This window comes from Micromonospora carbonacea (assembly GCF_014205165.1).
GTDB lineage: Bacteria > Actinomycetota > Actinomycetes > Mycobacteriales > Micromonosporaceae > Micromonospora > Micromonospora carbonacea.
Window position 1 is genome coordinate 951,632 of the sequence record NZ_JACHMZ010000001.1, and the last position, 21,159, is coordinate 972,790.

A 21,159-nucleotide genomic window follows, 5' to 3' on the forward strand; every position below is an offset into this window, starting at 1 on the left:
TCCCGGTCATGGTTCCCCGGTGGCGCGTGGACGAACCCGTTCAGTCTGCCCGGGGCGGGGCGGTCGAGTCGCGTACCACGAGACGGGTGGGCAGGATCAGCGGCCCGCCCGGCGGGGGGAGGTCCCGGCCGTCGAGCGGGTCGAGCAGGATGCGGGCCGCGAGCCGGCCCTGCTCCGCCGCCGGCTGCGCGATCGTGCTCAGCCCGAGCACCCCGGACAGGTCGTGGTCGTCGATGCCGATGACGCTGACGTCCTGCGGGACCCGCAGGCCCGCCTCGCGCAGCGCGCTCATCGCGCCCATGGCCATCTCGTCGCAGGCGGCGAAGATGGCGGTCGGCGGCTCGCCCCGGGCGAGCAGCTCGACGGTGGCCTGCTCGCCGCCGTCGATGGTGAACTGCGACTCGACGTCCAGGCCGGGGTCGGGCTCGATGCCGGCGGCCCGCAGCGCCTCCTGGTAGCCCCGGCGTCGGTCCAGGTGGGTGGTGAAGGCCAGCTCGTCGTCCGGGTCGCCGGAGATGTGCGCGATCCGGCGGTGCCCCAGGTCGAGCAGGTGCCGGGTGGCGGTCCGCGCGGCGGCCACGTCGTCGATGCGTACGCAGGGCCAGCCGGGCACCCCGCTGCCGGAGCTGATGGTCACGCCGGGCAGGTCCAGCACGGTGAGCGCGGCCAGCTCGGCCCGGCGCAGCGGGGTGGCGACCAGCATCACGGCGTCCACCCGCTTGTGCAGGTTGGCGGTGCCCAGCACCCGCTGGCGGGTGCGTTCCCGGCCGCCGAGGTTGTAGAGCAGCAGGTCGTAGCCGGATTCGTGCAGGGTCTCCTCGACGGCCTCGACCACGGTGCCGAAGAACCAGCGGGTGATCCGGGGGACGATCACGGCCACGGTGGCGGTCCGCCCGCCGGCCAGCCGCGACGCGCTCGGCGAGACCGCGTACTGGAGCTGCTCGGCGGCGGCGAGGACCCGGCGGCGGGTGGCCGCGGAGACCGTCGGCAGGCCGCGCAGGGCCCGCGACACGGTTGCGGTGGAGACCCCGGCCAGGCGGGCGACATCATCGATCTTGGTCATGGATACCCCGCTCCGGCCCGGACCGCCGCCGCCCGGGAACGCGGGCGGCGGCGGTCGCGAGTCAGCCCTTGACGCTGCCGGCGAGCAGGCCACGCACGAAGTACCGCTGGAGCGACAGGAACACGATCAGCGGTACGACGATCGAGACGAACGCGCCGGCGGTCAGCCGCTGCCACTCGTTGCCCCGGGTGCCGGCCATCTCGGCCAGCCGTACGGTCAGTGGTGCGGTTTCGCTGCTGCCCCCGGCGAAGATGAGCGCGACCAGCAGGTCGTTCCAGACCCAGAGGAACTGGAAGATGCCGAAGGCCGCCAGGGCCGGGGTGATCAACGGCAGCACGATGGTGCGGAAGATCTTGGGGTGGGTGGCCCCGTCGACCCGGGCCGCCTCCATCAGGTCCTTGGGGAGCTGCGCGATGAAGTTGTGCAGCAGGAAGACGGCGAACGGCAGCGCGAAGCAGGTGTGCGCGAACCACACCTGCACGAACTTCTGCTCGTCGACCAGGTCCCAGGCGGGCATGAGGGTCACCCCGCCGAGGCTCACCCCGGTGGAGAAGAACCTCAGCAACGGCACCAGGGCCATCTGGAGCGGGACGATCTGCAACGCGAAGATCGCGATGTACGCCCAGTCCCGGCCCCGGAAGTTGATCCAGGCCAACGCGTACGCGGCCAGGGACGCGAACGCGATCGGGAACAGCACCGACGGGATGGTGATCGCCAGCGAGTTGACGAAGTAGTTGGCCAACTGCCCCGAGGAGGAGGAGCGGCCGAACAGCACCTCCTGGTAGTTCTCCAGGGTGAACTGCGGGTTGGTGAAGAACGTCCACCAGCCGGTGGTCTTGATCTGGTCCTCCGGCCGGAACGAGGAGACGAACAGGCCGAAGGTGGGGATCGTCCAGAACAGCGCGATGACGATCGAGACCAGGGTCGCCGTGCGGCTGTTGAGCCGCTTGCGCACCCGGCCGGCGGTGGTGGAGGTCTTCCCGGTGGCCTGTGCCCCGGCGGGGAGCGTGGGCGTCGTAGTGGTCATCTCAGCCCTCCCGCTGCTGACGCAGGTTGCGGATCTGGTAGATCACGAGCGGGATCACCAGGACGAAGAGGAAGACCGCCAGTGCCGAGCCCTGCCCGTTCTGGCCGTACCGGAACGCCTGGTTGTACATCTCGTTCGCGATGACGCTGGTTTCGTAGTTGCCGTTGGTCGCGGTGCGGACGATGTCGAACACCTTGAGCGTGGCGATCGACAGGGTCACCACCACGACGATCAGCGCGGGTCGGATGCTCGGCATGGTGATCTGCCAGAACATCTGCCACGGGGTGACCCCGTCGAGCCTGGCGGCCTCGACGATGTCGGCCGGGATGGCCTTGATCGCCGCGGAGAGCACCACCATGGCGAAGCCGGCCTGGATCCAGACCATGATCACGATCAGCAGCAGGGTGTTCAGCGGCGAGTCCAGCAGCCACTGCTTCGGCTCGCCGCCGAGGCTCACCACGATCTGGTTGAGCAGGCCGATCTGCTCCTGCCCGTCGCCCCGGTAGGCGTAGACGAACTTCCAGATGATCGCCGCGCCGACGAACGAGATCGCCATCGGCATGAAGATCAGCGACTTGGCCACCGACTCGAACCGGGCCTTGTCCACCAGGACCGAGTAGAGCAGGCCGAACGCCGTGGCCACCAGCGGCACCAGCAGCACCCAGATGAGCGTGTTGATCAGCACCCGGACGATCGAGTCGTCGGAGAACATCCAGGTGTAGTTACGTAGGCCTACCCAGTTCCGGCTGCCGCCGTCCATGAACGACAGCAGCGTGGTGCGGATGGCCGGGACGACCAGGCCGATCATGAGCAGCAGCACCGCTGGCAGCAGGAAGAAGAACGCGAACATGCCCTCGCGCGGCTTGCGACGTCGGGGCAGTGGAGCCCCGCTCGCCGAGGCGGCGATCAGCTGTGCCTCGTGGCGTCGGGCGAACCAGGACGGCACGGCGTCGAGGAGCAGCAGCAGGCCCCCGACGACCACGGCGAACGCGATCAGCCCGTACAACAGCATGAGGAACTTCGGCTGCACGTCGGCGAAGTCGAACTCCATCAACCCTCCCTCGGGTTCGGATCAGCCGGTGGTCCGGCCCGCGCACGGGCCGGACCACCGCCTCAGATCACTTCGGCCAGCTGGTCTCGATGCCCTGGAGCACCGCGGCGGTGTCCTTGCCGTTGACCCACTCGACCATGCCCTTCCAGAAGGTCCCGGCGCCGACGGCGGCCGGCATCAGGTCGGAGCCGTCGAACCGGAAGACGGTCTTCTGGTCCTGGAGGATCTGCACGGAGAGCTTGTCGACCGGGTTCGGCACGTTCGCCAGGTCGAGCTTCTTGTTGGCCGACACCCAGTCACCGATCTTGGCGCGGCTGTTGGCGTACTCGCCGGAGGCCAGGTAGGTCTGCACGGCCTGGACCTCGGGGCGGTCGGCGAAGGCCGCGACGAACTCGCCGCCGCCCAGCACCGGCTTGCCCTTGGCCGGGTCGATCGCCGGGAAGTAGAACGCGAAGACGTCGCCGTCCTCGGCCACCTTCGTGCCCTCGGGCCACTGGTTGGCGTAGAAGGACGCCTGGCGGTGCAGGGCGCACTTGCCGGTGGTGATCGGCGTGCCCGCCTCCTGGAACGAGGTGGTGGCGATGCTCTTCACGCCGCCGAAGCCGCCGTTGACGTACTTCTCGTTCTTGAGGATGGTGCCGGCCTTGTCGAGAGCCTCGGCGACCTTCGGGTCGTTGAACGGGATGCCGTGGGTGGTCCACTGGTCGTAGACCTCGGGGGTCTGCGTCCGCAGCATCAGGTCTTCGATCCAGTCGGTGGCCGGCCAGCCGGTCGCGTCACCGGACTCGATGCCCGCGCACCACGGCTTGGTGCCGTCCGCCGCGATCTTGTCGCTCAGGGCGATCAGCTCGTCCCAGGTGGTGGGAACGGCCCAGCCCTTCTCCTTGAACGTCTTCGGCGAGTACCACACGAAGGACTTGACGTTGGAGCCGAGCGGGGCGCCGTAGAGCTGCCCGTTGACGGTGCTGTACTTCAGCCAGTCGGCCGAGTAGTTCTCCTCCGCCATCGCCTTGGTGTCGGCGCTGGCGGCCTTGAGCTTGCCGGCGTCGGCGAACCGCTTGAGCAGACCCGGCTGCGGGATGAAGGCGAGGTCGGGCGCGTTGCCGCCGTCGACCCGGACACCGAGCTGGGCCTCGAACTCACCGCTGCCCTCGTGGTCGATCTCGATGCCGGTGCAGTCCTCGAACTGCTTCCAGGACTCGTCGAGGCGGTCGGCCTCGATGTCCCGGATCGACGAGTAGATCGTGACCTTCTTGCCGTCGTTGCCCTGGTACTTCTCGTAAGCCGCACACTCCGCGGAGTCCGCCTTGTCGCTGCTCTTGTCGTCGCCGGTGCCGCAGGCAGTGACGCTGAGCGCCAGCCCCAGTACGCCGGCGACCGCGAGAGCCTGGCGTGGTCTGGCAAAGACCGCCATGCCGTTCTCCTTCCTTGCCGGCGCGGTCGCGTTCAACCGGCGCCGGTCCGATGGGCGTCACCACATGTAAGCGCTTGCATTGGAGCGCGTCCACCCCCAGTCGGACACGGACGAGTAACAATCCCGAAACCGGCTCACCAGTAGTGGGCACGCTCCCACGGATAGGGGTGTTCGCCCCGCCGCGACCCCTTTCGGTCGATGCAGGATTCTGTCACGCTGGAGGGAATCGATTGAAGTTTATCGACATCGGAGGTGCTGGATGCGTAAGCGGTGGTACAGCCTCGCGGCGGTCGGCGCGCTGATCGCGGCGACCCTGGTGCCGGCGACCCCGGCCATGGCCGCCCCGACCTTCAAGGTCCCCTTCCCCTGCGGCCAGTCCTGGTCCGGCCAGACCCGCTCCGACCACAGCCCGGCGTACGCCGTCGACTTCAACCGCACCGACGACCAGGGCGACCCGGTGGTCGCCAGCGCCCCCGGCACGGTCGACCGGGTGACCGACCTCGGCGGCACCAGCTACGGCAAGTACGTCCGCATCGACCACGGTGGCGGCTACACCACCTACTACGCCCACCTCAACGGCTTCAACGTCTCGGTCGGCCAGAGCGTCGGCTACGGCAAGGTGATCGGCTGGGTCGGCAGCACCGGCGGCTCCACCGGCCCGCACCTGCACTACGAGCAGCGGCTCAACGGCAACGACATCCAGGTCCGGTTCAACGGCAACCTGGCGCTGTACTGGGGCACCAAGACGTACACCAGCGACAACAACTGCTCGTCGAGCACCGGCTCCGGCACGGTCGACACCAGCGGCACCCCGCTGACCGTCCGCTCCGGGCCGGGCACCGGGTACTCCTCGGTCGGCACGGTCGCGGACGGGACGAAGGTGACGATCCACTGCCAGACCAGCGGCACCACGGTCACCGGCACGTACGGCACCAGCTCGATCTGGGACCGGATCGGCAGCGGCCGGTACATCGCCGACGCGTACGTCTACACCGGGTACGACGGCTACATCCCGAACGTCCCGCGCTGCTGAGCGCTGCGCCCGGTTAGGAGGGGCCCCCTGTGCAACGCAATGCGTTGACAGGGGGCCCTTCCTTGCGCCTCAGTTGAGCTGCCAGATCGAGAAGTTGAGGGCGGCGACCGTCACGGCCGCGCCGAAGCCGAGCAGCGCCCACCATCCGCGCCTCCCGGTCGTGCGCCGGAGGCTGTCCGAAACTGTCATGTGGGGCAGGTGCCCGGCGGTCGCCGCCGGCAAACCCCGGACGGCACGGCGCCGGGGTCGTCCTGTCCGGTGGCCCCTGTCTGGGAGGACGGGGCTCCGGCCACGACGACCCCGGCGGGTCGGTGGTGGATACGACGAAGTCGGGGGATCAAGTGTTGAAGATGCTGACCCCGCCCGGGCCGACCAGGAGCCCGACGACGATGAGGACGATGCCCCACAGGATCTGCCGGCGGAACAGCGCGAGAATGCCGGCGACCACGAGTACGACTGCGAGAATCCAGAGAATCAGCTCCATGGCTGCTGAATACCCGAATGACCGATCCGGGAAACCTCTCCGGCGTCCAGGTGATCTCCCAGGTGGAAGATGCTGTACGCCTGCTTGATCACCGGGTGCGCGACGTTGCGGACCCGCACCCCGCCCGGGGTGGTGCCCCGCTCGCTGCCGGCGTGCGCGTGCCCGTGCAGGGCCAACGCGGTCGGCGCCGAGTCGATGGCCTGCCCGAGCTGGTAGGACCCGAGGAACGGGTAGATCTCCAGCGGCTCGCCGGCCAGGGTGTCCGGCACGGGGGAGTAGTGGGTCAGCGCCACCAGCAGGTCGCAGTCCAGCCCGCGCAGGGCCGCGCCCAGCGCCTCCGCGCTCTCGTTCGTGGTGCGGACGAACGCCTTCATCTCCGGCTCGCCGAAGTCGCTGGCGCACCGCCCGGCGAAGCCGCCGCCGAAGCCCTTCACCCCGGCCACGCCGAGCCGCCCGGCGGGAAACTCCAGCACGATCCCCTCGCCCTCCAGCACCCGGATGCCGGCCTCCTCCAGCACCTTGACCACCTGCGGCACCTGATCGCACTGGTGGTCGTGGTTGCCGAGCACCGTCACCACCGGCACGCCCAGCCCGCCGAACTCGCGGGCCACGCAGCGCGCCTCGGCCTCGGTGCCGTGCCGGGTCAGGTCACCGGCGAGCAGCAGCACGTCGGCGCAGTCGGGCAGCTCGTCCAGGGCGGGCCGGAACCGGCCCACCACGTCCTCGTCCAGGTGCACGTCGCCCACGGCGGCGATCCGGATCACCTTCCGACCTCCCTCACGGCAACTGTTCGACTTCCGTGGGCGCCTGCGTGCGGATCACCCCGATGTCGCTGGTCACGGGCACGTCGGGGAAGCGCTCGGCGACCCGGCGCAGGATCTCCTCGCGCCGGTGCGGGCTCTCCACCTCGCCGTAGAGGACCAGGCCGCGTTCCCGGCGGACCACGGTGATCCCCTGCTCGGCGACGGCCGGGTCCTCGGCCAGCAGCCGGTGGATCTCGGCCTCCACGTACTCGTCGGGCGGGCCGGCGGTGACGGCGGGCGTCCCGACGGCGTTGTCACGGTGCTCGCTCACGCGGTCTCCTTCTCCTGGGTGGCGTCGGCGTACGGCACCACGTCCAACCGGTCGAGCAGCACCAGGAACGCCTCGGCGTACGGCGAGTGCTGCGTCTCCTTGCGTACCCGTTCCCAGTCGATCTGTTCGCGCAGCGACCGGGCCAGCGGCAGCGCCCGGGCGAAGTCGCAGTAGTGCTGGGAGAAACTGAGCAGCTTGTGCACCATGAGCAGGGAGGCGGACAGCACGGGCATGTGGATCGCGTCGACCGGGCGGTCGATCGTGTCGGCGAACGTCTCCTCGGTGACCGGGGTCTCGATCGGTCGGTGGATCAGGTCCACCATCCGGCCGTCGTCGTAGACCTTCACCAGCCAGTCCTCGGGCGGGCGCTCGGCGTCGAAGCCCGCCTCGACCAGCGCCTCCAGCGCCCGGTCCACGTCCTCGCCCCGGATCAGGAAGTCGACGTCGTGCTCGCTGGAGTGCCCGCCGTGGGCGTACACCGCGAAGCTGCCGCCGAGGGCGAACGGGATCTCGGACTGTTTGAGCACGGCGGCGACCTTCTTCAGCGTGTGCACCAGGGTCTCGTCCCCGCGCTCGGCCATGTGGCTCTCCCGTCGGTCGTGTCGTGGACAGGCGGATTCGATTTGCGTACCCGGCATTCCGTTCGCCCACACCTGAGCGCCGCCTCCCGGGGTGCGAACCGGCCGCAAAGGGACGAAGAACCGGAGGTGAGCGTGGGTCCGATAGTCTGGGGAGGGTGGCCAGATCACTGCGGGACCGGCGGGGCGGGGCCCGACTGCGCGCCGTCGCCCTGATCGGCATCGACGGGTCGGGCAAGACCACCCAGGCCCACCACCTCGCCGAGGCGCTGACCGCCGCCGGCCGCCCCGCGACCTACCACCGCAACGCCGGTGGCCGGCGCTGGCTCGGCCGCGTCGCCCAGCGGTTCGGCCGTCCCGACGCCGAGCGCCTGGTCGGCCGGCGCGGCCTGCTCGCCGTCGAGTCCGTGCTGCGCTGGCTGGCGATCGCGGCGGCGCTGCTGAGCTGCCTCGTCACCGGCCGCACTGCCGTCATGGACCGCTATTCCGCCTGCCAGTACGCCAGCATCCGGGCGCACGGCGGGCAGCGCTGGGAGCGGCTGGCCCGGGTCGGGTACCGCCTCTTCCCGCCGCCGCAGGTCACCTTCCTCCTCGCGGTCGACCCCGCCGAGGCGTACCAGCGCATCGAGCGGCGCGGCACCGACCACGAGACGATGGGTTGGCTGACCGCCGCCGACCGGGCGTACCGCACGCTGCCGGAGTTCCCCAGCTTCGTGGTGGTCGACGCCGGCCGGCCGCCCGAGGAGGTGTCCCGGCAGATCCGGGCCCACCTGGCCGCCTGGCTGCCGGCCCAGGGCGTCACGTCCGCCGGGGCCGCCGCCCCGGCCGGGCCGTCGCCGGCCGAGCCCGCCCCGGCCGCCCCGCCGGCCCAGCCCGCCCCGCCGGCCCCGGCCGGCGCGCCCGGTGCGGTGGCGCTCCCCGTCGACGATGCCGGCCGGGGGCCGGGGCTGCTCGTGGCGGGTCAGGCCTGACGTAGGCCGCCCGGCCCACCCCGGATGCCCCACCGAAGGACGCCGCCGCCCGGACGGCGGTCGCCCGCCCCCGTCCAGCACGGGGCGGGGCCCCTCCGGGGGAAGCGCCGGGGGCGGCGGAAATGACAGCCTTTTCGCAACACTCGTGAACGTCCGGAGTACTTTTTTCCCGATACGTGGAGACATGGTTGACGCTTGCGCCTGGTGAAAGTAAGTTTCATCCGTGGCGAAGAGTCCGAAGATTTCTGCGAGTCACGAGCCGGGTGGGTTGATCGTCCACATCAGCGGCCTGCTCCCCTCGCTGTCGCCCGCCGAGCAGCGGGTGGCCCGGCTGGTGGTCGCCGACCCGGCGGACGCCGCCCGGCGCACCATCACCGACCTCGCCACCGCCGCCGAGACGTCCGAGGCGACCGTCATCCGGTTCTGCCGCTCGGTCGGCATGGACGGCTACCCGCAGCTGCGCATCCGGCTCGCCGCCGAGGCCGCCCGCCGGGTCGAGCCACCCGACGCCCGGGTCGTCGGCGGCGACATCCCGCCCGGGGCGGACCTGGCCCAGATCATCGCCACCATCGCGTTCAACGACGCCCGCGCCGTGGAGGAGACGGCCGAGCAGCTCGACCCCGCCGTCTGCGAGCAGGTCGTCGAGGCGATCGTCGGCGCGGGCCGGATCGAGGTCTACGGCGCGGGGGCCAGCGGCTTCGTCGCCTCGGACTTCCAGCAGAAGCTGCACCGCATCGGCCGCATGGCGTTCTACTTCCCCGACGTGCACACCGCCCTCACCTCGGCCGCGCTGCTCGCCAAGGACGACGTGGCCGTGGGCATCTCGCACAGCGGCACCACGGCCGACGTGATCGAGGTGCTGGAGCAGGCCCGCGCCCGGGGGGCCAGCACGGTGGCGCTGACCAACTTCCCCCGCTCGCCGATCACCGACGTCGCCGACTTCGTGCTCACCACGGCGGCCCGCGAGACGACGTACCGTTCGGGCGCGATGGCCAGCCGGCTGGCCCAGCTCACCGTGGTCGACTGCCTCTTCGTCGGGGTGGCCGCCCGCAACCGCGCGCGGGCCCGCCGGGCGCTGGAGGTCACCGCCGACGCGGTGCGGACCCGGCGGGTCGGCCCCGGCCGGAGGCGGGGATGACGGCCGGGCGCGTCGAGCCCGGGGAGGTCGCGGCGGTCCCCGCTCGCCCGGTGGTCCGGGTGGGCGCGCCCACCGAGCGGCGCAACCCGCGCAGCGTCGACCTCGACCTGATGTCCACCCGGGACGTGCTCACCGTGATCAACGAGGCGGACCGGCGGGTGCCGGCCGCCGTCGCGGCGGTCCTCGACGAGATCGCCGCCACCGTCGACCTCGCGGTCGCCGCGCTGCGCGGCGGGCACCGGGTGCACTACTTCGGCGCCGGGACCTCCGGCCGCCTCGGGGTGCTGGACGCCGCCGAGCTGGCCCCCACCTTCAACTCGCCCCGGCACTGGTTCTGCGCCCACCTCGCCGGCGGCCCGGAGGCGATGTGGCGGGCCGTCGAGGACGCCGAGGACGACCACCGGGGCGGGGCCGCCGAGGCGGCCGACTGCGTCGGCGAGGGCGACCTGGTGGTCGGGCTGGCCGCCAGCGGGCGCACCCCGTACGTGCTCGGTGCGCTCGCCGCCTCCCGGGCCCAGGGGGCCTCGACGGTGCTGCTCTGCGCCAATCCGGAGGCCGAGGCCGCCGGGTCGGTCGACGTCTTCATCGGGGTCGACACCGGCCCCGAGGTGGTGACCGGCTCGACCCGGATGAAGGCGGGCACCGCGCAGAAGCTGGTGCTCAACACGTTCTCCACGGCCGTCATGGTGCGGCTGGGCCGGGTCTACTCGAACCTCATGATCGACATGGTGGCCACCAACGCCAAGCTGCGTGGCCGGATGATCTCGATCCTGGTGGACGCCACGGGCTGCGCCGAGGAGGTCTGCCGGCGGGCCCTGCACGAGGCCGACGGCGACCTCAAGACCGCTCTGGTGTCGCTCGTCTCCGGCGCCGAGGTCCCCGCCGCCCGGGCCGCCCTGGCCCGCGCGGCCCACCAGGTCAGGGGCGCGCTCGACCTGCTCGCCTCCTGAGTGGCCCGGCGTGGGCCGTGACGGTGGTCACCAACGTCCGACGGCGGGACTTACCACACGGCACGGATTGTTCAACCGGGTCGAGGGTATTCCGCATCCGTGGATGAACCGACCGGTCCGCCGCCGCGTATCAGCCGGTGACCAGGATCGCAGCACGACGGTGACGCGGGTCGCTGTGCGCCCCGGGATGGCGATGGTGCCATGCCAGGGGCGGGCGCGTTCCGTCGATCCGCCGACCCGTCGGTGGCGCCGACGGCGAGCCACTTTTCGGGGTGCTGACAGCAAACATGGACCGGGCTCTCAGCTACTACTCAGGCATTCGTGACACTTTCGACTCACGACATGGAATCCCCGACGCGTCTCAACTGTTGTGCAGGTGTCAGGTCAGCACCGGAGGGCACAGACGGGAGTTACGGGGGAGGGCTGATGGACGTGGGGATGGCAAGGAACCGGGCAACCGGCGCGAGCGAGGGGACCGTGGGCAACGTGGACAAGAACATCGGCATGCGAACCGACGAGGTGGCCGAGGAGCGCGACCTCGTCGGAGTCTACCTTCACGAGATCTCCCGGACGCCACTGCTGGACGCCGCCACCGAGGTCGACCTCTCCAAGTCGATCGAGGCCGGGCTGTACGCCGAGCACCTGCTCGAGACGGACCGCGTTCCCGCCGGTGTCGCCCGGGACGACCTGGCGCGGGTGGTCGCCGAGGGGGAGCGGGCGAAGGACCTCTTCATCCGCGCCAACCTGCGGCTGGTCGTCTCCATCGCCCGGCGCTACGTGCGCTCGGGCATGCCCATGCTCGACCTGATCCAGGAGGGCAACACCGGCCTGGTCCGGGCGGTCGAGAAGTTCGACTACGAGCGCGGCTTCAAGTTCTCCACCTACGCGACCTGGTGGATCCGCCAGGCGATCAGCCGGGCGATCGCCCAGCAGGAGCGCACCGTGCGGCTGCCGGTGCACCTGGTGGAGGACGTCAACCGGATGCGCAACGTCGCCCGGCAGCTCACCCGCGAGCTGGGCAGCGACCCGGAGCCCGAGCAGATCGCGGCGGCCCTCGGCGTCACCGTCGAGCGGGTCAACGAGCTGGTGCGCTGGTCGCAGGACACCGTGTCGCTCGACACGCCGGTCGGCGACGACGGCGACACCAACCTCGGCGACCTGGTCGCCGACAGCGACGCCCCGTCGCCGGAGGACATCGTCCTCACCGGCCTGGAGCGGCAGCGCATCGAGGGCCTGCTCAACCACCTCGACGACCGGTCGGCCGGCATCATGCGGGCCCGCTACGGCCTGGAGGACGGGCGGGAGCACTCGCTGACCGAGGTCGCCTCGCGGTTCTCGCTGTCGCGGGAGCGGATCCGGCAGCTGGAGATCCAGGCGCTGGGCCGGCTGCGCGAGCTGGCCCGGGCCGAGGGGCTACAGGCCGCCTGAGCTGGTAGTAATGACGGCGAACGGCCGGCGTCCGATAGGGGGACGCCGGCCGTTCGCCGTCACACGGGGAGCGGGTCAGCGGACCCGGCCGTACCCGTAGGGCGGCATCAGGGCCAGGGCCCGCTTCTCCACGTTCCGGCCGAAGGTCGGCGCGTGGATCACCTGGCCGTCGCCGACGTAGATGGCCACGTGGCCGAGGCTGTTGTAGAAGACGAGGTCGCCCGGGCGCAGCTCGCTGCGGCTGATGTGGCTGACCACGCCCCACTGCATCCGCGTGTTGTGCGGCAGGGACTTGCCGGCCGCCCGCCAGGCGGCGGAGGTGAGGCCCGAGCAGTCGTACCCGTTCGGGCCGTCGGCGGCCCAGACGTAGGGCTTGCCGAGCGCGCCGTACGCGTACCGCACGGCCGCGCCGGCCCGGCCCGAGACGGCCGGGGCCTTCTCGCCGGAGCCGGACTTCCCGCCCGAGCGCGCCTTCGGCGGGGTGGGCTCGGTGGCCCGCCCGTACGCCTGCCGGCGCATCTCGTACAGCTCGGCGAGGTCCTTCTCGATCCGCTTGCGGCTGGCGGTGAGCTGCTTCGCCTGCGCGGCCTGCTTCGCCAGCGTCGCGTCCAGCCGCCCCTTCTGGTCGAGCAGCTGGCGCTGGTTCTCGGTGTAGCCGGCGATCCGCTGCTGGCGCTGCCGGCTGAGCTGGTCGAGCGTGTCGAGCCGGTCCAGCAGGGTGCTCGGCCCGCCGGGGCTCAGCAGCGCGTTGGCGGCGTCCAGCCGGCCCGACTTGTACGCGGTGACGGCGATCGTGCCGACGTCCGCCCGGCTCTGCGCGGTCTGCTCCTCCAGCGGCCCGATCCGGGCCGCGAGCTTCGCCGCGGTGGCCTTGTTCGCCTTGATGTCCTCGGCGAGCTTGTTGTAGGACTCGACGACCCGTTCCAGCTCGGTCGAGGACTTCTCGATCCGCCGCGTCAGCTCGGCGGGGGTCGGCTCGGCCCGAGCCACCGCCGCCGGGGCGATCAGCGCGGCCACGAGGCCGGCCGTCACCAGTGCGCGCAGCGAATTTCTGAGGGACGACAAGAGCGGAGGGCTCCTCTCCCACCAGCCGGCACGACGTCGTGGACGCCGCGTCGGCACCGGCCCGGGGCTGTCCTGGTGGACGGCGGTCGACCGGTCCGGCCTGATCAACCTAGCGCGGGACGGAAGTTACCCGCAGGTGAAGCAGGGACGAACGTGGCGGAACGGCCCAGTGGTACGCGAGGGGCGGTCACGTACGGTGGCGCGGCGCGCTCAGCCCGCCACCGGCTCCGCCGTCGGGGCGGGCTGCGGGGCGAGCCAGCCGCTGACCCGGCGCTCGGCGTAGAACGACACGAACGGGACGGTGCCGGCGAGCATCACCAGCAGCATCCGCTTCAACGGCCAGTCCGCCCGGCGGGACAGGTCGAACGTCGCGCCCAGGTAGAGCATGTAGAGCCAGCCGTGCGCGGTGCCGACGACCGCCACCACGGCCGGCTCGTCGAACCCGTACTTCAGGGGCATGCCGATCAGGACCAGCACGACCAGCGCCACGCCCACGATCCAGGCGATCACGCGGTACCGGGTAAGGGCTCCGCCCACCTTCGTCCGTCCTTCCGAACCGGCCTGCGCCGGATAGTCGCGAACCGGCCTCAGCCGGGATAGTCACCGGGCCGCGCCCCCGGATTGGCGTTCAACCATGCCAGGTAGCGGTTGTAGGCGGCCAGGTCGGCGTCGTCCGCGCCGTCGACCGGCGTGGCCGGCGCGCGGGACACCCGCACCGGCCGGCGTACCCCGGTGGGGGTGGCGGCCGGCGCGGCCGCCGCGCCCCGGTCGGCCGGCGCCGGCCCGGTCGTCGCCGGCTCGGCCGAGGCGTCGCCGGGGGCCGACCGGAGGGTGTGCCGCAACTCACGCCACCAGACGAAGATCACGAACGCGGCGAAGACCGGCCACTCGACCGCGTACCCCCAGCTCAGCGCGTTGCCCCCGGCGGCCCGGGAAAGCTGCCACCAGCCCAGCCCGAGGAAGCCGACGACGAGCACGACCATGGCCACGTGGCGGGCGATCCACGCCGGTGTCCAGAGCCGCTTCATGGCATCGAGGGTACCGGTCGGCGGCGTCGTCTCCGACGCGGCGTCGTAGTGCCGGTGGTTTGCCGGGCGCGCGGGTGGGCATCCGTCTAGACGCCAGCCCAGCCGAGACGAGGGGGGCGACATGACCGAATCAGCCTGGCGGACGACCACCGGCCCGGCCGAGGCCAGCCCGGAGCAGCGGATGCCCGAGTGGGACGGTGACCACCTGCGCGACCCGGCCACCGACGAGGAGCCCGGCATCGACCCGGCCGAGCTCGCCGACGACGACCTGATCCGCGAGATGCACAGCCTGCACCGCACCCGCCTCGACACCCTGCGGCACGCGTCGGACTCGGCGCTCGCCAACCACCTGCGCCGCACGGCGGAGCTGGAGACGGAGTACCTGGCCCGGCACCCGGGGCGGGAGATCGACCCGGCCCGGCTGCGGGACGAGTGATGACCGCCCGCGCCCGGCGCGGCATGTCCGCGCCGCCCGAGGTGGTGTTCAGCACGGCGACCGACCCGGACCGCGCCGCGGCCTGGCTGCCCGAGCCGCTGCGGTCCGACGGCGACAGCCGCCCCGAGGTCGACGCCGGGGACCTGCGGGCCTGGTGGCGCAGCGACTCCGCGCCCGGCTGGTCGGCCGAGATCCGGGTCGAGCCGGCCGACGCCGGGGGCGCGCAGGTGTCGATCGACCTCGCCGGCGCGGCCGGCGGGGCGGAGGCCGGGCTCGCCGACGAGACCCTGGCCAACCTCGCCCGCGAGGTGGCCGACAACCTGACCGCCGGCTGACCGGCCGGCGGGCAAGCCCCCGGCGGGGGCCGCGACGCGCTGACGACGAGGAGAGCGGGTTGAGCGAGAGCAGCCTGAGGCAGAAGGCGGCGCGACTGCGCCAGGCGTACGCGCCGCACGAGCACCGTCCGCTGGGCGGCTACCTCGCGGCGATGGGCACGTACGCGGGGGTGACCGCCATGATCGCGGGCCTGGTCCGGGCGACCGGCCGCCCCGTGCCCGAGCGGCCCGCCACCGCCGACGTGGTGCTGCTCGCCGTCGCCACCCACAAGCTCAGCCGGCTGCTGTCCAAGGACGCCGTGACCAGCCCGCTGCGCGCCCCGTTCACCCGCTACGACCACCCGATCGGCAGCGGCGAGGTGATGGAGCAGGTCCGCGACTCGGGCAGCCCGACCCGGCACGCCATCGGCGAGCTGCTGAGCTGCCCGTTCTGCCTGGCCGTCTGGGTGGCCACCGGGCTCACCGGCGGGCTCGTCCTGGCCCCCCGGCTGACCCGGCTGGTGGCCACCGCCCTGACCGCCGTCGCGGCCTCCGACTTCCTCCAGATGGGCTACGCCGTGGCCCAGCAGGCCGCCGAGGGCGGCCACCACAGGGACTGATCCCCTGTCGTACGCGTGAGGGGAGGGGGCCGGCGCCGGCCCCCTCCCCTCACCGGTCGCGTCAGCGCTGCATCCCCGACCAGCCGTGCGGCGACTCCGGCTCGCGTTCGTCCTCGTCCTCGCCGGTGATCACGTCGGCGTCGACGGCCGTGCGGTCGTGCTCGTTGGCGAAGTCCGGCTCGGGCGTGGTGTCCAGGCCCTCCGGCGGCTGGCCGAGCGCCTCGACGTGCTCCCGGTGCGGCTCCTGGCGGTCGGTCATCTGGCTGTCCTCTCGGGTTGCGCGGCCGGGGCGTCAGATCGCCGATCCGCCCAGCAGGTCGGCGGCCTCGTCCACGGCGTACTCGCCCTGGGGGAGGGCGGCGACGCGGGTGAGCAGCGCTGCGGGCAGCTCGGCGGCGACGGCCCGGCGGTAGATGTCCACCTGGCTGATCCGTTCCTGGCCGTGGTAGATGTCGTCGAGCAGCTCGTCGAGCGGCCGGGTGTCCGGCTCCTCGACCGGCCCGGCGTCGCTCACCGGCGCTGCCGTCACGGGCGCCCCGTCGGTCCCAGCTTCGTCGGTCACGGCCTCGTCGGTCACTGCTTCGTCGGTCACTGCTTCGTCGGTCACGGCGATCAGCTACCCGGGGCGGAAACGAGCAAACCCGGAAGGGCCGGGGGCGGCCACGGTAGCGTGATGCCCGTCACGTCGGCGGCCGGAACATCGACCGGCTCCCGCCGGTTGTGACGGGTGTCGGTGTGCCCAGTGTCCCCGGGCCTCACCTGAAATGCCTTCGCGGAATACCGTCCGGCTGGAGCCGCGTCGCGCCACGCGCCGAGAGGCGACCTGCACACCGACACCAGTGGCGCCCCGGTCTTCGGCCGGGGCGCCACTGGCTTGTCCCGCCCCGCCCGCCCCGCGCCGCCGGCGTCAGGCGGGGGTGGAGGTGGGGGTGGCGGTGGTGTCGGCCGGGGTGCCGCGGCGGGTGCGGACGGCGGCGGCCAGGTCGTCGAGCACCTCCTCGGTGTCGTCCCAGCCCAGGCAGGCGTCGGTGATCGAGCGGCCGTACTCCAGCTCCCGCGTCGGGTCCAGGTCCTGCCGGCCGGGCAGCAGGAAGCTCTCCAGCATGACGCCGACGATGCCGCGCTGGCCGGCGGCGAGCTGGGCCGCGACGTCGGCGGCGACCAGCGGCTGGCGGCGGTGGTCCTTGCCGCTGTTGGCGTGGCTCGCGTCGACCACGACCCGCTCCGGCAGGCCGGCGGCCCGCAGCTTCGCCAGCGCCGCGGCGACGGAGGCGGCGTCGTAGTTCGGGCCGTCGTTGCCGCCCCGCAGCACCAGGTGGCCGTCGGCGTTGCCCCGGGTGTGCATGATCGCCGGGGTGCCGGAGACGTCGATGCCGGGGAAGACGTGCGGGACGCCGGCCGCCCGGATCGCGTCCACGGCCGTGCCGATGCTGCCGTCGGGGCGGTTCTTCATGCCGATCGCCATCGACAGCCCGGAGGCGAGCTGCCGGTGCACCTGGCTCTCCACGGTGCGCGCGCCGATCGCGCCCCAGGCGACGGTGTCGGCGATGTACTGCGGGGTGATCGGGTCGAGGAACTCGCAGCCCACCGGCAGGCCCAGCCGCAGCACGTCCAGCAGCAGCGCGCGGGCGGTGCGCAGGCCCGTGTTCACGTCGCCGGAGCCGTCCAGCGCCGGGTCGTTGATCAGGCCCTTCCAGCCCACCGTGGAACGCGGCTTCTCGAAGTAGACCCGCATCACGATCAGCAGGTCGTCGGCGAGCCGGTCGGCGACGGTGCGCAGCCGGGCCGCGTACTCCAGGGCGGCGGCCGGGTCGTGCACCGAGCACGGGCCGACCACGACCAGCAGCCGGTCGTCGGCGCGGTCCAGCACCCGGGCGACCGCGCGCCGGCCGTCGAGCACGGCCTCGGTGAGCGTCGCGTCCAGGGGCAGGTGGTGGTGGAGCAGGGCCGGGGTGGTCAACGGCACGACGCGGTCGATCCGCTGGTCGATCACGCGATGGCTGTCCGGGGACGTCACGGTGGGGTTCCTTCCGCCGACCGTGCCCCGGGGCCGGCGCCCGAGGTCGAGCCGGCTGCTCGTACGCAAAAGGGCAGGGAATCAGGCCCCTGCCCAGCCGGCTCGAAGAGGAAGTGACGTCAGATCACGGTGAAGTCACCGGCTCCTCCAGCCGGCTGTCTAAACCATCGATACGACCGCGTCACGCCGACCAGCCTACCCGACGCGGCGGGAAAGGCTCACCCCGTCGTCGGGCGGGATCACCTACGAGGTGCGCGGCCCGTTCCGCTGAGCCGCCCGCTGGGTAGAGACACCGGCATGAGCCACCACGACAGCGACGCCGACCGGATCTCCTCCCGCGCCCACCTGCTGCCCGAGGAGGCGGCGGTCGGCAGCGACGACGCGTACGCCCAGGCCGAGGCGATCCTCGACGAGTCCGACCGGCGGGAGGCCGACCGCGCCGCCGCCCCCGACACCGTGCTGGAGCGGCGTACCTCCGACGAGACGGTGACCACGGTCGAGCCCCCGGACTGACCCCGACCCCGGCCCCGGGCGGCGTGTGCCCGCCCGGGGCCGGGCAGCGGACCGGCCGGGCTGCGCCGCGCCGACCCCCGCGCGTCACGTCCGCGACCTCGGGATCGGATAGCGTCGGGCCATGCCCGACAGCGGTTTCCCCTGGCCGATCGAAACGACCCGACTGGACAACGGCCTGCGTGTGGTGGTGAGCGAGGACCGCACCGCGCCGGCGGTCGCGGTGAACCTCTGGTACGACGTGGGCTCCCGGCACGAGCCCGACGGGCAGACCGGGTTCGCCCACCTCTTCGAGCACCTCATGTTCGAGGGCTCGGTGAACGTGGCGAAGACCGAACACATGAAGCTCGTCCAGGGCGCCGGCGGCTCGCTGAACGCCACCACCAACCCGGACCGGACGAACTACTTCGAGACCGTCCCCGCCGAGCACCTGGAGCTGGCGCTCTGGCTGGAGGCCGACCGGATGGGCGGCCTGGTGCCGGCGCTGACCCAGGAGACGCTGGACAACCAGCGGGACGTGGTCAAGAACGAGCGTCGCCAGCGCTACGACAACGTCCCCTACGGCGACGCGTGGCTGCGGCTGCTGCCGCTGCTCTATCCGCCCGGGCACCCCTACCACCACGCGACGATCGGCTCGATGGCCGACCTGAACGCCGCCGACCTGGCCACCTTCCAGGCGTTCCACCGCACCTACTACGCGCCGAACAACGCCGTGCTGACCGTCGTCGGCGACGCCGCCGCGACCGAGGTGTTCGCGCTGGCCGACAAGTACTTCGGGGCGATCCCGGCCCGGGAGTCGATCCCGGCCGCGCCGGACGGCCGGCACGTGCCCCGCACCGGCGCGCCGGTCGCCGAGACCGTCACCGCCGCCGTGCCCGCCCCCCGCGTGTTCGTCGCGCACCGCACCCACCCGTTCGGCACCCCCGGCTACGACGTGCTGACCGTCCTGGCCACCGTGCTGGGCAGCGGCCGGGGCAGCCGCCTCTACCAGCGCCTCGCCGACGGCGAGCGGCTCGCCCAGCCCGACCTGGTCGGCGCGTACGGGGTGGACCTGCGGCACGCGCCGGCCCCGCTGATCGTCACCGCCACCGCCCGGGACGGGGTGACCGGCGAGCGGCTGGCCGCCGGGGTGGCCGAGGTCGTCGACGAGCTGGCCACGGTGCCGGTCACCGCCGCCGAGCTGGACCGGGCCAAGGCGCTGCTCAGCACCGCGTGGTGGCGGCAGATGTCCACCGTCGACGGCCGCGCCGACACCCTCGGCCGGTACGCCACCCAGTTCGGCGACCCGGCGAAGGCGGCGGAGCGGCTGCCCGCCTGGCTCGCGGTCACCGCCGAGCAGATCGCCGAACTCGCCGCCGAGGCGCTGCGCGCCGACGACCGGGTCACCCTGACCTACCTGCCCGAGGAGACCGCATGAGCCTGATCGCCGACCGTCCCGGGCCGGGGCTGGCCCGGCCCTACCGGTTCCCGCAGGTGGTGCGCCGCGGCACCGCCGGCGGCCGGGTCGTCGCCGCGCACCTGCCCGGGCAGAACCTGGCCGTGGCGCTGCTGCTGCTCGACGCCGGGGCGGGCCGCGAGCCGGTCGGCCGGGAGGGGCTCGGCGCGGTGCTGGCCAAGGCCCTGGAGGAGGGCACCGCGCAGCGGGACGCCACCGCGTACGCGCTGGCCATCGAGGCGCTCGGCACCGAGCTGGTGACCGGGCTCGACTGGGACTCGTTCCAGGTCAGCGTCCAGGTGCCGGTGGAGCGGCTGAGCGCCGCCGTCGCGCTGCTCGCCGAGGCCGTCCGCACGCCGAAGCTGGACCCGGACGACGTGCGGCGGGTGCGCGACGACGAGGCGACCGCCCTGCGGATGGACTGGGCCAACCCCGGCCCCCGGGCCGAGGCGGCGCTGCGGGCCGACCTGTTCGGCGCGCAGAACCGCTGGGGCCGACCCATGTACGGCGACCCGGAGTCGGTGGCGGCCCTGGACCCGGAGGACGTCACCGTCTTCCACTCCGAGTGGTTCCTGCGCCCCGGCACCCTGGTCGTCGCCGGTGACCTGGACCGGCTCGACCTGGACGCGCTGGGCGCGGCGGCGTTCGCCGGCACCGGCGGCGGCCCGCCCCCGGTCGAGGGCCCGATCGACGTGCCGCTGCGCGCCGGCCGGCGGATCATCCTGGTCGACCGCCCCGGGTCGGTGCAGTCCACGCTGCGGCTGGGCCACGCCGCCCCACACCGGGCGCACCCCGACCACGTGCCGACGAGCCTGGCCGGCACGGTGCTCGGCGGCGCGTTCACCTCCCGGCTCAACCACCTGATCCGCGAGGTGCGCGGCTACACCTACGGCATCCGGGGCGACTTCGCCTCGTCCCGCCGGTTCGGCCGGTTCGCGGTCAGCTCCGGGGTGCAGACGTCGGTGACCGCGCCGGCCCTCGTCGAGGCGGTCGGGGAGATCACCCGGACCCGGGCCGGCGGGGTGACCGAGGACGAGCTGGCGGTGGCCCGGTCGTGGCGGGCCGGGCAGCTCTCGGTCGAGTTGCAGAGCCCCCGGGCGATCGCGTCGGCGCTGACCACTCTGGTCGTGCACGACCTGCCGGACGACTACCACGCCCGGCTGCGCGAGTCGCTGCTCGCCGCCGACGTGGCCGACGTGTCGGCCGCCGCCGCGACCCACCTGCACCCGGAGGCGCTGACCCTGGTGGTCGAGGGCGACGCCGCGCTCATCCGCGACGAGCTGGCGGCCACCGGCCTCGGGGAGATCGTCGACGCCCGTCCCTGATCCGGGCGGGTGTGATTCGCGTCGCGTCCCGGCCGGCGGGGCGGCCCGGCCGGGGCGGCGATGTTCCGGCCCGGGCCCGCCCGCGCCCCCGAAATTCCGGCGCGGCGTGCGGTGGCGACGTCGACGTTGCGGCGCGGGCCCGTCGCCGGGCCCGCCCGGCCGGGGCCCGGGCGGTGGGAAAGCGTTCCCGGCCCGGCC

25 protein-coding genes are annotated in these 21,159 nt (G+C 72.9%); 11 read left to right on the forward strand and 14 right to left on the reverse strand.

The features are described from left to right. Positions 1 to 40: 40 nt before the first annotated feature. The 4 genes from HDA31_RS04335 to HDA31_RS04350 all read right to left on the reverse strand — a co-directional run bounded on the left by HDA31_RS04335 (position 41) and on the right by HDA31_RS04350 (position 4,555). A complete protein-coding gene (locus tag HDA31_RS04335) occupies positions 41 to 1,063 on the reverse strand; it encodes a LacI family DNA-binding transcriptional regulator (RefSeq protein WP_178066203.1) in 1,023 nt (340 codons plus the stop codon). Positions 1,064 to 1,124: 61 nt separating this feature from the next. After that, positions 1,125 to 2,090 (reverse strand): carbohydrate ABC transporter permease, encoded by a 966-nt coding sequence (locus tag HDA31_RS04340; protein ID WP_178066202.1) that lies wholly within the window; start codon positions 2,088 to 2,090, stop codon positions 1,125 to 1,127. 1 nt (position 2,091) lies between these two features. Continuing rightward, positions 2,092 to 3,141 carry a carbohydrate ABC transporter permease gene (locus HDA31_RS04345; protein WP_074477462.1) on the reverse strand — a complete coding sequence of 350 codons (1,050 nt, stop codon included), beginning with the start codon at positions 3,139 to 3,141 and terminating at the stop codon, positions 2,092 to 2,094. 67 nt (positions 3,142 to 3,208) lie between these two features. Then, positions 3,209 to 4,555 carry an ABC transporter substrate-binding protein gene (locus tag HDA31_RS04350; protein WP_178066201.1) on the reverse strand — a complete coding sequence of 449 codons (1,347 nt, stop codon included), beginning with the start codon at positions 4,553 to 4,555 and terminating at the stop codon, positions 3,209 to 3,211. A gap of 259 nt (positions 4,556 to 4,814) precedes the next feature. Between HDA31_RS04350 and HDA31_RS04355 the strand changes: the two genes are divergently transcribed. Continuing rightward, positions 4,815 to 5,588: a M23 family metallopeptidase gene (locus HDA31_RS04355; RefSeq protein WP_043966153.1), complete on the forward strand. Its 774-nt coding sequence runs from the start codon at positions 4,815 to 4,817 to the stop codon at positions 5,586 to 5,588. A gap of 337 nt (positions 5,589 to 5,925) precedes the next feature. Here the strand turns inward: HDA31_RS04355 and HDA31_RS04360 are convergent, their stop codons facing one another. Genes HDA31_RS04360 through HDA31_RS04375 form a run of 4 tightly spaced genes read right to left on the reverse strand, consistent with a single transcriptional unit; the run spans position 5,926 to position 7,784 of the window. Beyond that, the gene (locus tag HDA31_RS04360) at positions 5,926 to 6,072 is read right to left on the reverse strand and encodes a GPGG-motif small membrane protein (protein WP_013288160.1); all 147 of its coding nucleotides are present in this window, start codon (positions 6,070 to 6,072) and stop codon (positions 5,926 to 5,928) included. Then, the gene (locus tag HDA31_RS04365; RefSeq protein ID WP_074477467.1) at positions 6,063 to 6,836 is read right to left on the reverse strand and encodes a metallophosphoesterase family protein; all 774 of its coding nucleotides are present in this window, start codon (positions 6,834 to 6,836) and stop codon (positions 6,063 to 6,065) included. The genes HDA31_RS04360 and HDA31_RS04365 overlap by 10 nt, the downstream gene beginning before the upstream one ends. A 13-nt stretch (positions 6,837 to 6,849) precedes the next feature. Further along, entirely contained in the window at positions 6,850 to 7,146 is a 297-nt protein-coding gene (locus tag HDA31_RS04370) for a hypothetical protein (protein ID WP_074477469.1), read from the reverse strand. Then, the gene (locus HDA31_RS04375) at positions 7,143 to 7,784 is read right to left on the reverse strand and encodes a nucleotidyltransferase family protein (protein ID WP_343071136.1); all 642 of its coding nucleotides are present in this window, start codon (positions 7,782 to 7,784) and stop codon (positions 7,143 to 7,145) included. The genes HDA31_RS04370 and HDA31_RS04375 overlap by 4 nt, the downstream gene beginning before the upstream one ends. A 98-nt stretch (positions 7,785 to 7,882) precedes the next feature. Between HDA31_RS04375 and HDA31_RS04380 the strand changes: the two genes are divergently transcribed. The 4 genes from HDA31_RS04380 to HDA31_RS04395 all read left to right on the forward strand — a co-directional run bounded on the left by HDA31_RS04380 (position 7,883) and on the right by HDA31_RS04395 (position 12,211). Continuing rightward, a complete protein-coding gene (locus tag HDA31_RS04380) occupies positions 7,883 to 8,695 on the forward strand; it encodes a dTMP kinase (RefSeq protein ID WP_246384112.1) in 813 nt (270 codons plus the stop codon). 223 nt (positions 8,696 to 8,918) lie between these two features. Then, positions 8,919 to 9,833: a MurR/RpiR family transcriptional regulator gene (locus HDA31_RS04385; RefSeq protein ID WP_074477475.1), complete on the forward strand. Its 915-nt coding sequence runs from the start codon at positions 8,919 to 8,921 to the stop codon at positions 9,831 to 9,833. After that, complete coding sequence (gene murQ, locus HDA31_RS04390) at positions 9,830 to 10,783, forward strand: N-acetylmuramic acid 6-phosphate etherase (RefSeq protein WP_178066200.1); 954 nt, start codon at positions 9,830 to 9,832, stop codon at positions 10,781 to 10,783. Before HDA31_RS04385 ends, murQ begins: the two co-directional genes overlap by 4 nt. Positions 10,784 to 11,221: 438 nt before the next feature. Further along, a complete protein-coding gene (locus HDA31_RS04395) occupies positions 11,222 to 12,211 on the forward strand; it encodes a sigma-70 family RNA polymerase sigma factor (protein WP_178067778.1) in 990 nt (329 codons plus the stop codon). A gap of 75 nt (positions 12,212 to 12,286) precedes the next feature. Here HDA31_RS04395 and HDA31_RS04400 read toward each other — a convergent pair whose 3' ends face one another. From HDA31_RS04400 to HDA31_RS04410, 3 genes are all read right to left on the reverse strand, one after another. Further along, complete coding sequence (locus tag HDA31_RS04400) at positions 12,287 to 13,276, reverse strand: C40 family peptidase (protein WP_074477481.1); 990 nt, start codon at positions 13,274 to 13,276, stop codon at positions 12,287 to 12,289. 210 nt (positions 13,277 to 13,486) lie between these two features. Next, positions 13,487 to 13,813 (reverse strand): DUF3817 domain-containing protein, encoded by a 327-nt coding sequence (locus HDA31_RS04405; RefSeq protein WP_074477483.1) that lies wholly within the window; start codon positions 13,811 to 13,813, stop codon positions 13,487 to 13,489. A gap of 50 nt (positions 13,814 to 13,863) precedes the next feature. Then, positions 13,864 to 14,304 carry a hypothetical protein gene (locus tag HDA31_RS04410; RefSeq protein ID WP_178066199.1) on the reverse strand — a complete coding sequence of 147 codons (441 nt, stop codon included), beginning with the start codon at positions 14,302 to 14,304 and terminating at the stop codon, positions 13,864 to 13,866. Positions 14,305 to 14,425: 121 nt separating this feature from the next. Here HDA31_RS04410 and HDA31_RS04415 point away from each other — a divergent pair, with 121 nt between their 5' ends. Genes HDA31_RS04415 through HDA31_RS04425 form a run of 3 tightly spaced genes read left to right on the forward strand, consistent with a single transcriptional unit; the run spans position 14,426 to position 15,674 of the window. Then, positions 14,426 to 14,740 (forward strand): DUF6158 family protein, encoded by a 315-nt coding sequence (locus HDA31_RS04415; protein ID WP_074477486.1) that lies wholly within the window; start codon positions 14,426 to 14,428, stop codon positions 14,738 to 14,740. Next, entirely contained in the window at positions 14,740 to 15,075 is a 336-nt protein-coding gene (locus HDA31_RS04420; protein ID WP_074477488.1) for a hypothetical protein, read from the forward strand. Before HDA31_RS04415 ends, HDA31_RS04420 begins: the two co-directional genes overlap by 1 nt. A 59-nt stretch (positions 15,076 to 15,134) precedes the next feature. Next, the gene (locus HDA31_RS04425; protein WP_178066198.1) at positions 15,135 to 15,674 is read left to right on the forward strand and encodes a DUF1360 domain-containing protein; all 540 of its coding nucleotides are present in this window, start codon (positions 15,135 to 15,137) and stop codon (positions 15,672 to 15,674) included. A gap of 61 nt (positions 15,675 to 15,735) precedes the next feature. Here the strand turns inward: HDA31_RS04425 and HDA31_RS04430 are convergent, their stop codons facing one another. The 3 genes from HDA31_RS04430 to HDA31_RS04440 all read right to left on the reverse strand — a co-directional run bounded on the left by HDA31_RS04430 (position 15,736) and on the right by HDA31_RS04440 (position 17,691). Beyond that, positions 15,736 to 15,933 carry a hypothetical protein gene (locus HDA31_RS04430; RefSeq protein ID WP_074477492.1) on the reverse strand — a complete coding sequence of 66 codons (198 nt, stop codon included), beginning with the start codon at positions 15,931 to 15,933 and terminating at the stop codon, positions 15,736 to 15,738. 33 nt (positions 15,934 to 15,966) lie between these two features. Next, complete coding sequence (locus HDA31_RS31940) at positions 15,967 to 16,236, reverse strand: hypothetical protein (RefSeq protein WP_376701436.1); 270 nt, start codon at positions 16,234 to 16,236, stop codon at positions 15,967 to 15,969. Positions 16,237 to 16,581: 345 nt separating this feature from the next. Next, positions 16,582 to 17,691: a 3-deoxy-7-phosphoheptulonate synthase gene (locus HDA31_RS04440; RefSeq protein WP_074477494.1), complete on the reverse strand. Its 1,110-nt coding sequence runs from the start codon at positions 17,689 to 17,691 to the stop codon at positions 16,582 to 16,584. 297 nt (positions 17,692 to 17,988) lie between these two features. Here HDA31_RS04440 and HDA31_RS04445 point away from each other — a divergent pair, with 297 nt between their 5' ends. From HDA31_RS04445 to HDA31_RS04455, 3 genes are all read left to right on the forward strand, one after another. Further along, complete coding sequence (locus HDA31_RS04445; RefSeq protein WP_074477498.1) at positions 17,989 to 18,204, forward strand: hypothetical protein; 216 nt, start codon at positions 17,989 to 17,991, stop codon at positions 18,202 to 18,204. Positions 18,205 to 18,325: 121 nt separating this feature from the next. Further along, on the forward strand, positions 18,326 to 19,618 hold the full coding sequence (locus tag HDA31_RS04450) for a M16 family metallopeptidase (protein ID WP_074477500.1): 1,293 nt from the start codon (positions 18,326 to 18,328) through the stop codon (positions 19,616 to 19,618). Continuing rightward, positions 19,615 to 20,961, forward strand: a complete 1,347-nt coding sequence (locus HDA31_RS04455; RefSeq protein ID WP_178066197.1) for a M16 family metallopeptidase — start codon at positions 19,615 to 19,617, stop codon at positions 20,959 to 20,961. Before HDA31_RS04450 ends, HDA31_RS04455 begins: the two co-directional genes overlap by 4 nt. Positions 20,962 to 21,159: the final 198 nt, after the last annotated feature.

Bases quoted from the DNA above. Each gene is read 5' to 3' on its own strand.
- HDA31_RS04335 (WP_178066203.1), bottom strand. From the start codon at position 1,063: ATGACCAAGATCGATGATGTCGCCCGCCTGGCCGGGGTCTCCACCGCA.
- HDA31_RS04340 (WP_178066202.1), bottom strand. From the start codon at position 2,090: ATGACCACTACGACGCCCACGCTCCCCGCCGGGGCACAGGCCACCGGG.
- HDA31_RS04345 (WP_074477462.1), bottom strand. From the start codon at position 3,141: ATGGAGTTCGACTTCGCCGACGTGCAGCCGAAGTTCCTCATGCTGTTG.
- HDA31_RS04350 (WP_178066201.1), bottom strand. From the start codon at position 4,555: ATGGCGGTCTTTGCCAGACCACGCCAGGCTCTCGCGGTCGCCGGCGTA.
- HDA31_RS04355 (WP_043966153.1), top strand. From the start codon at position 4,815: ATGCGTAAGCGGTGGTACAGCCTCGCGGCGGTCGGCGCGCTGATCGCG.
- HDA31_RS04360 (WP_013288160.1), bottom strand. From the start codon at position 6,072: ATGGAGCTGATTCTCTGGATTCTCGCAGTCGTACTCGTGGTCGCCGGC.
- HDA31_RS04375 (WP_343071136.1), bottom strand. From the start codon at position 7,784: ATGCCGGGTACGCAAATCGAATCCGCCTGTCCACGACACGACCGACGG.
- murQ (WP_178066200.1), top strand. From the start codon at position 9,830: ATGACGGCCGGGCGCGTCGAGCCCGGGGAGGTCGCGGCGGTCCCCGCT.
- HDA31_RS04395 (WP_178067778.1), top strand. From the start codon at position 11,222: ATGGCAAGGAACCGGGCAACCGGCGCGAGCGAGGGGACCGTGGGCAAC.
- HDA31_RS04410 (WP_178066199.1), bottom strand. From the start codon at position 14,304: ATGAAGCGGCTCTGGACACCGGCGTGGATCGCCCGCCACGTGGCCATG.
- HDA31_RS04415 (WP_074477486.1), top strand. From the start codon at position 14,426: ATGACCGAATCAGCCTGGCGGACGACCACCGGCCCGGCCGAGGCCAGC.
- HDA31_RS04420 (WP_074477488.1), top strand. From the start codon at position 14,740: ATGACCGCCCGCGCCCGGCGCGGCATGTCCGCGCCGCCCGAGGTGGTG.
- HDA31_RS04430 (WP_074477492.1), bottom strand. From the start codon at position 15,933: ATGACCGACCGCCAGGAGCCGCACCGGGAGCACGTCGAGGCGCTCGGC.
- HDA31_RS04445 (WP_074477498.1), top strand. From the start codon at position 17,989: ATGAGCCACCACGACAGCGACGCCGACCGGATCTCCTCCCGCGCCCAC.
- HDA31_RS04450 (WP_074477500.1), top strand. From the start codon at position 18,326: ATGCCCGACAGCGGTTTCCCCTGGCCGATCGAAACGACCCGACTGGAC.
- HDA31_RS04455 (WP_178066197.1), top strand. From the start codon at position 19,615: ATGAGCCTGATCGCCGACCGTCCCGGGCCGGGGCTGGCCCGGCCCTAC.